At 43.2% G+C, this 12,731-nt stretch carries 11 protein-coding genes; 9 read left to right on the top strand and 2 right to left on the bottom strand.

Translation table 11 applies throughout. From position 1 onward, the window contains the following. The first annotated feature begins 17 nt into the window (after positions 1–17). The 9 genes from KO531_RS21265 (at position 18) to KO531_RS21305 (ending at position 10,045) form a co-directional block, all read left to right on the top strand. Complete coding sequence (locus KO531_RS21265; RefSeq protein WP_219252179.1) at positions 18–410, top strand: hypothetical protein; 393 nt, start codon at positions 18–20, stop codon at positions 408–410. Next, positions 410–1,297, top strand: coding sequence for a hypothetical protein (locus KO531_RS21270; RefSeq protein WP_012198031.1), 888 nt, complete (start codon positions 410–412; stop codon positions 1,295–1,297). Before KO531_RS21265 ends, KO531_RS21270 begins: the two co-directional genes overlap by 1 nt. A gap of 54 nt (positions 1,298–1,351) precedes the next feature. Then, positions 1,352–1,861 carry a conjugative transfer signal peptidase TraF gene (traF, locus tag KO531_RS21275; protein WP_048908724.1) on the top strand — a complete coding sequence of 170 codons (510 nt, stop codon included), beginning with the start codon at positions 1,352–1,354 and terminating at the stop codon, positions 1,859–1,861. A gap of 8 nt (positions 1,862–1,869) precedes the next feature. Continuing rightward, positions 1,870–3,750 (top strand): type IV secretory system conjugative DNA transfer family protein, encoded by a 1,881-nt coding sequence (locus KO531_RS21280; RefSeq protein WP_219252180.1) that lies wholly within the window; start codon positions 1,870–1,872, stop codon positions 3,748–3,750. A 77-nt stretch (positions 3,751–3,827) separates the two neighbouring features. Beyond that, a complete protein-coding gene (locus tag KO531_RS21285; RefSeq protein ID WP_219252181.1) occupies positions 3,828–5,897 on the top strand; it encodes a DNA topoisomerase 3 in 2,070 nt (689 codons plus the stop codon). A gap of 60 nt (positions 5,898–5,957) precedes the next feature. Beyond that, a complete protein-coding gene (locus tag KO531_RS21290; RefSeq protein ID WP_219252182.1) occupies positions 5,958–6,137 on the top strand; it encodes a conjugal transfer protein TraD in 180 nt (59 codons plus the stop codon). Then, complete coding sequence (locus KO531_RS21295) at positions 6,130–9,363, top strand: zincin-like metallopeptidase domain-containing protein (protein WP_219252183.1); 3,234 nt, start codon at positions 6,130–6,132, stop codon at positions 9,361–9,363. Before KO531_RS21290 ends, KO531_RS21295 begins: the two co-directional genes overlap by 8 nt. 110 nt (positions 9,364–9,473) lie before the next feature. Then, complete coding sequence (locus KO531_RS21300) at positions 9,474–9,734, top strand: type II toxin-antitoxin system Phd/YefM family antitoxin (RefSeq protein ID WP_012197989.1); 261 nt, start codon at positions 9,474–9,476, stop codon at positions 9,732–9,734. Continuing rightward, complete coding sequence (locus tag KO531_RS21305; RefSeq protein ID WP_219252184.1) at positions 9,734–10,045, top strand: type II toxin-antitoxin system RelE/ParE family toxin; 312 nt, start codon at positions 9,734–9,736, stop codon at positions 10,043–10,045. The genes KO531_RS21300 and KO531_RS21305 overlap by 1 nt, the downstream gene beginning before the upstream one ends. A 43-nt stretch (positions 10,046–10,088) precedes the next feature. Here KO531_RS21305 and traI read toward each other — a convergent pair whose 3' ends face one another. Both traI and traJ read right to left on the bottom strand, forming a co-directional pair. Then, entirely contained in the window at positions 10,089–12,230 is a 2,142-nt protein-coding gene (traI, locus tag KO531_RS21310; RefSeq protein ID WP_219252185.1) for a TraI/MobA(P) family conjugative relaxase, read from the bottom strand. Further along, positions 12,227–12,601 carry a conjugal transfer transcriptional regulator TraJ gene (traJ, locus tag KO531_RS21315; protein WP_012197992.1) on the bottom strand — a complete coding sequence of 125 codons (375 nt, stop codon included), beginning with the start codon at positions 12,599–12,601 and terminating at the stop codon, positions 12,227–12,229. The genes traI and traJ overlap by 4 nt, the downstream gene beginning before the upstream one ends. Positions 12,602–12,731 lie beyond the last annotated feature (130 nt).

Genomic DNA, 12,731 nt, shown 5'->3' on the forward strand with positions numbered 1-12,731 from the left:
TTCACTAGAGAGTTCCTATGATATTCGAGTGTGCAACCCGCGATATGTGCTTTTCACTGCATTTAACGGTGGTCTTACAATGCCTCGCTATTTGCGAACATCAAAATCATGTCCCTCAGATTTCCGCGCTTTGGTGGCAAGACACTCAGTTGCGCTACCCTGACGTCACGCTTTCATTTAGCAACATGGAACACGTTACCCAAGAGCCGTCTATTGATTGCGAACAGTGCGATGATCCAATCATGTTTAAAGTCATTGCAGAAAATGAAACGGAATTCGTACTGGATTTTGAATCGATGTTAGCAATATTATCAGTGGCCTATGAACAAGGTGCAATATCGGCACTCACAGATGAATGGTGGTTAACCTTAGAACATATCTACGGGCAACCACGCATAAGGACGCAATAATGGATGTGTTTAAAATACCAACCCTCTCGGCCAAACCAATTCCGATCACAACCAAAGAAGCGTTCGAATCCTTCACAAAGAAACAAAAACCGTGGATACAGTTAATCTCCGACGCCATGAGTTTTAGCTGGCGCTATTATGCACAGTGCCCACACTGCGACAATGCCATCATCATTATTGGATTTAACCCGACTCATACCCAAACACCCCACGGCAAACATTACATGGTTCGGTCCGTTAATGGGGTAGGATTTCTCGACCGCTCCGCCTACGAAGCCTGCCCTTATCGGAACCAAGCCAACAAAAAATTGAGTAAGGAAGATAAGTATTCCACTGAGCATCATTTGCCGTCTAAAGCGCTCAATATACTCATTGAACACTTTGACAGGGCTATCTACTTGCTGGAAAAAGAGCTTCAGATTAAGTTTTCGACCTCTTGCCTGAAACGAATGTTAGAAGATTTTCGAGCCTCGCAGGGATGGCTCTATAAAGGAGTCTCAGAGCAAAATATTCCTTGGATTTTTGCCTACTTCACCCTGTCAAAATCACTCTATAAACAACGTATTCTCAACAAAACATTGAAAAGCAACTTGTTAGCCTTAGAGCCTAAATTGCAATTTGATAAACATGAAACCTTATTGGTGACCGATGGGCTCTTTTTTAAAACCTCATTCAGCTTTTTTGACCACCAACGCTCGGTTAATGACCACCACTTAATAGAGAGTATTACGTTTAAAGTGAGTGATAAAAATAATCGGGATCTTTATATCAAAAAAATTGAATTCGACCCTTTGCACTTTGCAAACCTCATCAATATGGATGAAGAAAAAGCCAAAGAATTTCGTAATATGAAACTCGTCGAAATGGCAAGGGCCGTATTCAGATGAAGAAGATATTACGCCGAATAAGCGATATAGACCTTCTCACGCAGGTACACCAATTTGAAAAAATATTTCATCGTAGTGGGCTTAATGCTAATCGCTACCGTCATTATGTATGGTGTGGGGATCAGAATTAATTTCAGCCACTCATACCCCCCTGGGATTTATCTTGTTTCAAAGGCTCACGTTTACGAGCGTAATGATCTGGTCCTGTTTTGCCCTCCCAATAATGCCGCTATCCACACAGCAAAAGCGCGTGATTACATCCGCTCTGGTCGCTGTGACAGTAGCACAGTTCCCATGATTAAACGGATTGTGGGACTCGCCGGAGAGCGTGTGGAGTTTACCCCAACCATCTTAATCAATGGTGTCGCCCTTACAGACTCTGAGCGCCTTATTACAGATAGTCAGCATCGACCGTTAACACAACTTCCAAATTTTATGATCCCTGAGAACAGCTTTTTTGCTTATTCAGACCATGCCCCAAAAACCTCATTTGATAGCCGCTATTTTGGTGCTGTTCCGATGACCAACATCATTGGCCATATCGCCCCTCTCTATATATTTTAAGGTAAGCCATGAAGAATGAAGACCACAACAATCTTGTTGGGGCGCAGCTACGTGCGCCTAAAAAACAACATAACTTTATGCCACTGGCGATAGTGTCTGCCTCGGTTCTGGTGGGATTACAAATCGCAACACAGCATTTTGCTCACTCGTTTGGGTATCAGGCGCAATTAGGAGAAAACTACCATCACCTGTATTTACCCACAAAGATCTTAACGTGGGCTTTTGAATGGCATTCCATCTATCCGCAATCATTCGTCCAATCGGCTAGCGCCGGAATGATGGCCACAGTCCTTGGCTTCATTGCCGCGCTGACCAATAAGGTCTATACCGCCACAAAATCGAAATCCAACCCTTATTTACATGGTTCAGCTCGCTGGGCTAATCGCAGTGATATTGAAAATGCGGGGTTACTCAAAAAAGTCAAAAGCAAAGACACTGACGATGGCACCAGTGTTTATGTCGGTGGATGGGTGGATGACCAAGGGGTCACGCATTATTTAAGGCACAGTGGTGCAGAGCACGTACTCTGTTATGCCCCAACCCGCTCAGGTAAGGGTCTTAGTTTAGTCATTCCGACGCTTTTATCATGGCGTAAAAGCGTACTCATTAGCGATTTAAAGGGTGAGTTATATGCACTCACTGCCGGCTGGCGAAAAAGCATTGGACAGAAGATTTTGCGCTTTGAACCTGCAAGCCGTCTAAGCGTTTGCTGGAATCCACTTGATGAAATTCGAGTGGGGACCGATTCCGAGGTCGGTGATGTTCAAAACCTATGCACGTTGATTGTCGATCCGGATGGTAAAGGTTTAGATGATCACTGGCAAAAAACAGCCTATTCACTCCTGTGTGGTGTCGTCATTCACACCATTTATAAATACATCGATGAGGGTAAAACCGCATCATTACCGGCTATTGATGCCATGCTGTCTGAGCCCAACCGAAATATTTCAGACTTATGGAATGAAATGGTGAATTACCCGCACGTCAATGGCAGCCCTCACCCATTAGCCAGTGCCGCAGGTCAAGATATGATTGATAGACCTGAAGATGAAGCCGGCTCGGTACTGTCTACAGCGAAAAGCTATTTGATGTTGTATCGCGATCCTGTGGTTGCGGCCACAGTGAGTAAATCTGAATTTAAAATCAGAGATCTCATGCACCATGATACCCCCGTCAGTCTTTATATTATCACTGAACCTACTGATAAAAACCGCTTAAAGCCGCTCGTTAGGATCATGTTAAACATGGCCATCCGTATACTCGCATCAGGTATGACCTTTAACAAAGGTCGTCCAGTCGCGAATTATAAGCACCGTTTGCTCGGCATGATCGATGAAATGCCAACGCTCGGTAAACTTGAAATTTTGCAAGAATCCCTCGCGTTTGTGGCGGGATATGGGATCAAGTTTTACTTGATATGCCAGGATATAAACCAGCTAAAAAGTGAAAAAACGGGCTATGGTAAGGATGAGCAGATCACATCAAATTGCCATGTTCAAAATGCGTTTCCCCCTAACCGACTAGAGACCGCTGAATATCTGGCAAAACTCACCGGTGAAACCACGATTATTAAACAGCAGATCACAACCTCAGGGAAACGGCTTGGCACAAGCGACAATGTGTCGGTTACCTACGGAGAAACCAAGCGAACGTTGCTGACTGCAGATGAGTGTTTAAGGATGCCAGCTCCTAAGAAAGATGAGAATGGGGATATTTTAGAAAGTGGCGATATGGTTATTTATGTCGCCGGCAACCCTGCAATATATGGAAAACAAACGCTTTACTTCCAAGACCCTATTTTTAAAGCAAGGGCCGCGATAGAAGCCCCAATACAAACAGACAAGCTCAGAACACCCCCTCAAGTCGAACAATTCACGCTACCTGATTAGACCAATCTAGTTATCCACAATTTTAGTGGATAAGAAAGGTATAACCAAAATTACCCCATACATTATAAGGATCTACTATGCGATTATTCATTGCAGAAAAACCGTCGGTGGCCACCGCTATTGCAGAGGTATTAGGCATCACCAAAAAGAGTCGCGGCTTTTTTGAATGCAACACAGGGGATATGGTGACATGGTGCTTTGGCCACATGCTAGAACAAGCAGAACCCGACCGTTATACCGCTGATGATGTACCGATGCGTGATGGTAAGAAAATTTGGCGGGTTGAAGATTTACCGATCATTCCACAAGAATGGATTTTGCAGGCTAAACCTGATGCTAAAGATCAACTTGAACAAATTGGCCTATTAATCTCAAAAGCAACTGAGATTGTCCACTGTGGAGATCCCGACCGCGAAGGGCAAAACTTAGTGGATGAGGTGCTTGATTTATATAAAAATCAATCACCTGTTTTACGCTACTGGGCAAGCAGTATCGATTCAGTCGCCGTAAAACGTGCCTTAGAATCATTAACTGACAATGCCTTAAAAAAATCATTTGGTGATGCTTCTATTGGCCGCCAACGTGCCGACTGGCTGATTGGCATGAACCTGAGTAGGGCATTTACGCTCAGAGCCGAACGGGCTGGTTCAAGAGCATTAATAACCGTTGGTCGAGTTCAAACGCCTGTACTCTCGCTGATTGTTCATCGCGATAGAGAAGTGGAAAACTTTATACCTATCCCCTTTCACACGCTTAAAGCGACCTTAAATCATCCCGAGGGGTCATTCTCTGCAAAATGGAAAGCGAAAGAAGATCAAGCGGGACTCGATGCTGAAGGGCGGCTAATTAGCACTGAGATTGCCGATGCGTTAATACTACAAATGAAAGACGCGGTGGCCACAGTGACAGACGCAAAATCTGTTGCTAAAAAACAACAACAGCCGACAGCCTTCTCACTATCAGCGTTAACCATTTTAGCCTCTAAAAAGTTTGGCTATTCCGCTCAAGACGTACTGGATATTTGCCAAGGCTTATATGACAAGAAGATCACGACTTACCCTCGTTCTGACTGTGGCTACTTACCGGAGTCACAGTTTGCGGATGCTAAAGAAGTATTAGCAGCCATAAAGATAGTAACCCCTGAGCTTGCCGCCTTAGTTGATACTGCCGATCCCACAATAAAATCGAAGACTTGGGATGATTCAAAAGTCACTGCGCATCACGGCATTATTCCCACAATGGAAGCGCATAACAAAAATCAACTTTCTGAAAAAGAGAAAACGATTTACGACTTGATTGTCCGATCCTATTTAGCTCAGTTTTATCCCGTTCATCAATTTTTAAGTACCACCGTCCAAATCGATATCGACGGTGAAAGCTTTACCACGAGCGGTAAAGTGGTCACACATAATGGCTGGAAAGACGTTTATGCCGACCCCGATGATGATACCGATGAATCAGATAAGGACGACGCAAGCCAACGCCTCCCTAAGCTAACGTCTGGCGAGAGCCTAACCCTTGGAGCCTTGGAACGTAAAGACGCGAAAACCAAAGCGCCAAGCCGTTTTAATGAAGGTTCTATTATTGCCGCCATGATAGGCATTCATAAACACAGTGATCTCAGCGCTGCAGATAAGAAACTACTGCGTGAAGGGGATGGACTCGGAACAGAGGCCACACGGGCAAGTATTTTAAGTGAACTTAAACGCCGTGAGTATTTAACGATTCAAGGCAAACATCTGATCAGTACTACCATGGGCCGCGCCATCATCGATGCACTTCCCTCGATGGTAAAAAGCCCAGTATTAACCGCCTTGTTTGAGCGGATGCTCAAAAGCGTTGAAATCGGAGAAATGAAACTAGAGGACTTTATTGCTAAACAAGAGTCGTTTATTCGTGATCAAGTAGAAAAAGCCAATGTGGGCTCAGTCAAAATTGCCGGTGCAAAATCAGTGACGCCAATTTCAGATATCCATAAATGTGGCGCATGTAATCACGGGTTAAGTCGTCGCCCTTCCTCTAAGCGCGGTCGCTATTGGTGGGGGTGTAGCAATTACCCAACATGCCCTCAAATGTATGCCGATTTTAACGGTAAGCCCAATTTCTCAAAGCCTATTGTCCCTAAAGAAAAACCCGCCGAAAGCTAACAACCACCCTACCCCAAACGGAGCGCCTTGTGCGCTCTTTGCTTTAAAAGGAACGACGTAATGTCAGATAACAACGAGTTAAACGTAATTAATCAAAAAATGAGTGATGCTTCAATTCCTCAATTTGAGGCAGAGGTATCTCCTTTAGAAGCCGATATTATGGGCGCATTTGTTGAAGATGCACTCGATGTTCAAGATGCCGTAGACTCGGCAATTGAAGGGGACGTCGATCATGAGTAAACCCTTTCATGAGTTGGTCGCGGAACGACTCATCGAGCAGTTAGAGAAAGGCACCGCCCCTTGGCAAAAACCATGGACACCTGGACAAAGTGCCACGTCATTACCTTACAATCCCAAAAGCGGAAAACGCTATAAAGGCATTAATACCCTTAATTTAATGGCGCAAGGTTATGATGACCCGCGCTGGATGACATACGAACAAGCCAAAACGATTAATGCTCAAGTCATGAAAGGTGAGCGCAGTACACCAGTACAATACTGGAAGTTCAAAGAGGAACATAAGGTATTAGACAGTAACGGTCAGCCCGTTCTTGACGCCAACGGGCAACCTAAAATTGAAATTGTGCCATTAGAACGCCCAAAAGTGTTTTTTGCACGGGTATTCAACGCACAACAAATTGACGGATTACCCCCACTCGATATTCCACCACAAACCCAAGAACAAAGCTGGGATGCCATCCGTCGAGTTGAAGATATTCTTAAAGCGTCTGCAGCCAACATACACCACGTATCCCAAGATAAAGCGTTCTACCGCCCCAGCACAGACAGTATTCACCTCCCAGAAAAAAATCAGTTCTCAGAAGCGAGTCAATATTATGCGACCGCGCTACATGAACTAGGTCATTGGACGGGCCATCCTACTCGACTAAACAGAGATTTATCTCATCCCTTTGGTAGCCAAGGATATGCAAAAGAGGAACTTCGCGCCGAAATATCATCAATGATTTTAGGTGAGGAATTGGGGATTGGTCATAACCCTGAGCAGCATGCAGCTTATGTCAAAAGCTGGATTAGTGTATTGAAAGAAGACCCGCTCGAAATTTTCAGAGCGGCGTCAGACGCTGAAAAAATACAATCTTTAGTATTGAGTTACGAGCAGCAACAAACCCTCGTGACAGCGTTAGAAGATACCTTAAGCTTAGAAGCGTTTGAATCATGGCGTAACTATCGATATATAGCAGAGGAATTAGGCTTAAAAGCGGAGTTGATAACAAATGATAACCGCAATGAAGCTACCCCTGACTATAAAATCACTTACACCTTAAACAACGTTCCTCAGACTTTCCATACTGAGTTATTTGGCCATCAGGGGACGGCGGCAACCTACCAAAATAATCAGCCGGTATGGGGTGATCACTTCAGTGACAAAGATAACGAATGGGTAAGCTCTCCCGAACTGCAAGCTGACGCACTTGAAACCGCATTTCGCCGTATGGTACTCGCTTACGTTGACACTGAGATCTCAAAACTATCACTTGAGGCACCAGATATTGAGGCCGAAAATCTCACAAGATTATCGGTGGCCATGTCTGCAGTGAATGATGGCCATTTACCAGCAACAGCATTAAACATCGTCGGTCACTCACCGGCATTTTTATCGCAAATTGAGGATGGCCTGACGATCAGCCCAAAGTGGAACGGTGATACTTTCATCGTTAAACCTAATCAGGGTAAAGAATCCGAGGACGCCCGATTTTATAATGATTCTGACCGCTATATGTTGATGTTAAGCGAATCGAAATCAGGCAAAGTGTGGAATACTGCGGCAAATTTCAACACATTACATGAAGCACAAACTGTTGAGACGCTTCTCAAAACGGCTTATTCACTTTCTCAGGAAAAGGCAGTTAACATGAGCACACCCCAAGTCGATCCCCCCCAGAATAAAGTTTTCCTAAGCGTCCCTCATAGCGAAAAAGAGCAAGCCAAAGCCCTTGGAGCCAAGTGGGACAGACAACATAAACACTGGTACACCTTTGAATCTGAGTTAATAAAATTTAACGGCCAATGGCCAATAGTGAAGATTGAACCTAAAGTCGAAACGAAGCTATATCTTGCCGTACCTTATGCAGAGAAAACGCAAGCTAAAGCGCTAGGAGCGCAATGGGATAAGCAGCAAAAATCTTGGTATATCGAACCTGGTATAGATAAAAAGTTATTCAACAAATGGTTGCCAGAAAATAGACCTGCAGAACAAGCTCCGGCAATCAATCCACGGGATGAATTAGCTTTAGTCATGAAAGAGATGGGCTTTGAGCTCAGTGGTGATCACCCGATTATGGATGGCGAGAAACATCGATGTCGATTAACGACCGATAAAGGCTCCATTAGTGATAAGAGCGGCAGCGGTATGTATGTCGCGTTTACTGACGGGATACCCGCCGCTTATCTATCCAATAATCGGACAGGTGAAACGCAAAATTGGTCATCAAAAGGTTATGTTATCAGTGATGCAGAAAAAGCCGCACTACGGGCCGATTCAGCGAGAAAGGTCCAAGCTCGGGAACAAGCTCAAGCCGAAGAACGTCAATCTGTCGCTACTGGTATTCAAAATTTATTGGAGGTCTGTAGTATTCCGCTTGGAAATGAAAAGTACCTGACCAATAAACAAGCTCAAGTGGGTAATTTGTTATTGGTGCCACCACCAGACGCATTAAAAGATGATCCTAAAGTGCTAATTGGGGCAAATTGGAAAGAAAGCAAAACACTACGTGAGGAGAATCCATACCACATTGTGTTTACTGCAGGTGAAATTCTTATCCCCGCTTATGATGCTCAAGGTAATATTTTGACCGCACAAACGATTCAATCCAATGGTACAAAGATGTTTCCCAAAGGTTCATCTAAAACAGGGGCATTCCATGTCGTAGGCGGCGATTTAAGCGCTCTCGCTAAAGCACCCACGTTAATTATTGCAGAGGGGTACGCGACTGCAGATACAGTGAGTGAAGCAGCTGCTCAACCTGTGGTTTCTGCATTTGATGCTTCCAACATGATTGCCGTGGCTAAATCATTACGTGAAAAATATCCCGATAAACCAATCCTCATTGCCGGCGACGATGATGCTCACTTAGTGATGACTGAAGGTAAGAACGTCGGCAGATATAAAGCGATTGCAGCGGCAGAAGCGGTTAATGGAATAGCCATATTCCCGATTTTCGCCCCAAAAGAGCAACACTATCCACCTGAGTTACCGATAGTCACACCGAGTGCCTGGCGTGAAAAAAACGTATCCATAGAACAAACTCAAGCGATTAATAGCATGAAGGGATTCACTGACTTTAATGATATTAAAGTCAAAAGTGTTTTAGGCATTGATGGTGTGAAACTGCAAGTAAAAACAGCCATTAAGCAGTTGATTAAAAATCATAAATTACAGAAGGAACTAGAGCAATCACAAGTCATTGACCAAGTTAAAAAGACAGCTAGAGTGAATTCGATATGATAAACAAGGTCCCGTAATCAATTACGGGACCTTTTTTCGTTTCACTACTAAATTTCGTTCGATTCGTTTAAAATAAACGAATCGAACTAAGCTACTAGAAGGTGACTAAAATGGATATGCTTACAGCAAACGAAGCTAAAACACATTTCGGAGAGGTGTTGTTAAAAGCTCAGCAAGCACCAATTCAAATCAATAAGAACGGCAAACCTGTTGCTGTAGTAATCTCAGTTGATGAATATAACTCTATAGAAGTGCTCAAATTGCGATTATTGCAATCAAGAGCAGCTCACATTAAAACAGATATGGCCACGGGCAAGTTGGTTGAGGGTGAATCATTTTTTAATGCCCTAAAAGAAGGCCAATACGACTAATGCCGCTCTATCACTTAACCCAAGAGGCTCAATCAGATCTCATTGAAATCCGTCGTTACACCGTCCAGCAATGGGGGGACGTTCAATCAAAAAAATACCTGTCTGAACTCGAACAAACCATTCAATTACTTGCCACTAACCCTCGGCTGGGCAGACTAAAACCGGATGTAGGGTCTAATGTAATGAGTTTCCCCCACGCCAGCCATGTGATCTATTATGTTACGAATGAGCCCCAATTAATTGTATTTGGTGTGCTTCACAAGAGCATGGTTCCCTTTAATCACTTAGGTGATCGAGAAATGATTTCATGAAAACATGATTTCATCTTTAGTAAGGTACACCGTATAAGCGTTTCTATCTTTTCATTTTCCGTTGGCGACTAACTTCGCCTTTGTCATTTACGCTGACCTGCTCTCCAACTTTAAACTGTTTTGTTACCCCTATAACCGGCAGAACAGCGATAGCGCTATCTACCGTTTGGAATAGCATTAACGATTGGCCATCAACATTCCGCATCCCTATATAAGTCGCTTTAGTTGCACTCACCATTGGCTTATGCTCCGCAATATCCATTCCCTTCGCTTTCTTATCCATACGCTCTAGCAAATACTTATCTGCAGCTGCCATTTGGGCCGGCATTAATCTTGGTTCAAAAACTCCCCATCGCAATGAGTCAGTAGTTCCTCTGGATTCTTGCTTGTCCATGTTATCGCGTGCATGACTCGACAATAGCACTGCACTTGGCTTGACGATGCTTGCCACATCGAGAGTGGACAAGTGCCGCAAACGGTTATGCCTGGAGGCTGGCGGGACTCCTCTAAGGCTGCGAGGGTTGGACTTTCGTTGGGATCTTGGTCCATCGGCTCCATCCCCTGATCGATAGCTGTTGCTGTCGGCAAATCGTCGTCCAGTTGGGCCATTGCTGCTGCTATTAAGTCCAAGTCGTTGCTTGATTGAGTCATTTTGAATTTCCATTTGTAAATTGAATTTTTGTTGTTCTAAAGCAGGGTCACTAAACGACACCGCAACTCGCCCTACTACTGCGGCCTTGACCACTAAAGCTTTAAATTCGTCAGTGCCATCAAGCGTGATAACATTGCCATACTGTTTTTGTGCCAATCTGAGGGCAGAAATAACCCCTTGAGCAGTGATATCACGCGCTATCTTGAGTCGTTGGCCATCATCTTTCACACCGGCAATACCACTCGTTTGATACGTAACCCGCCCCCCTTTAGTCACGACATTATTAGCTTGTATTGGTGTGATCTTTCCAATACCAGCACCAGTGAAGGTGTTACCTTTTAATGCACTATCTTTACGAGATCTCAATGCAGTTAATGCCTCTAAATCTCCCTGTTCAGCTTGTTTTTTTAGCCAATCAGCCCACGTGAGCTTGCCATTTTTTTGATAAATTGCTGAGGTTTCAACTTTATAATTGTCATTAATTTTTTTAAGATTAGCTTTCATTGAAAGACTTGCTTGCTTATACAAAACTTGACGCATTAAATAATTGTCAGACTTGGAAATAATAAAACGTTTTAATTTATTAGAACGTTTCAACATTTCAATATCAAATTTCTTATTATCTTTAAGGCTATTAATGCCTTTGTTTTTAATCAAATGATTAGTTTGCTGTTCAGTTAGAAAACATTTATATAATTCAGTAGTATCAACCTTTAGCTTCTTAGGTTCTTTCTTATAGCCTCGGGTTTGTAAAACTTCACCCTCTGGGGGTTCAAATGCACCTAATGTTGATTCTAATGTTGATTTAGTAAATTTCCGGTCCAGTGTACTTGCTTTAATGTATACACCTGAATCTATACTACCAATAACTAAGCCATTACCTTTTTTTTGTAATGTTAAACCATTAAACTCCATCACTTTATGAAGTTCTTCCCAATTAGTAGCAGCCTTCATATCCTCAAAACAAATTCTTTTTATCCAACCAACTAAGCTTTCTATACCTGAATGATGTTCCATATCACTTGCTTTAGCCGAGGAACTCAGTTGATGAGTCATATGGTTGTCAACTTCTAAACCATGTTTTATTTCTAGATCACGACACGTATCGCTTAATTTTTTATATGCTTTGAATGGTTCATGTATTGTGAGCTTTTCTGGATGAATTTTATTAATCGCAATGTGCATGTGAGTGTTGTCTGTATCGTAATGCACAGCACTGACTCTTTGATGCTCTTCAAATCCTAATGTTTTACAAATGTTTAATTCAATATCTTCTAAGACTTCATTGCTAGGATTCTCGCCATGTCGGAAACTAACAATTAAATGATAGGTCTTATCGTTTTGCGTTCTGGTATTCATTTGCTGTACAGCAAGAATTTCAGAAATAGCCATATCTAGATTTACTGATTCACAGTTATTAAAGGCAATATAACCCACTCGCTCAATTTTAGATTGTTGATCTGTGATATAATTAGCAAGGTTTGCAAAATCACTTTTTTTAAGTGAACGAATAGGAACATGCTTAGCAATCATTTATCAAGCCTCGGTCTTATAACCTTAGCCATAATATTTCCAAGCTCTACTTGGGATTCATCTATTTTTGAAAGCACGACTCTAATCGTCTCAGGGGTAAACTTTGCTGTGCGCGCGTCATCAGTTAACCACCATTTTAATAATCCACCAAGTCGCCCCAGATCACCACTAATGCGAGCCATTTCTCTCACTCGCTCAGCATCAACTACTCCTGTGATTTGGTATCCCTGGCCAACAGCTAACAAAAAGGACGAAACCGATTTACCAGCGGCTTTCGCGTTCGCGGCGATCAAGTCTCTTTCCTCTGGCAAGCAGTACACCTTGATCGGGGTGCTTTCGCGTCGTGTTTTGCTTTTTGTCATCTTTTCCATCTGGAGTCCAATTAGTGAATGACCTTAACTGACGGTAGTCAGTATGCCTCGCAGAGCAGGAACGTTGAGCCCCGAAGGGAGCGAATAAGTCAAAGTGATGAAGTCTGCAATGGTTTACCATTGTAGGACT

The organism is Shewanella sp. NKUCC06_TVS (assembly GCF_019345515.1).
Classification (GTDB): Bacteria; Pseudomonadota; Gammaproteobacteria; order Enterobacterales; family Shewanellaceae; genus Shewanella; species Shewanella oncorhynchi.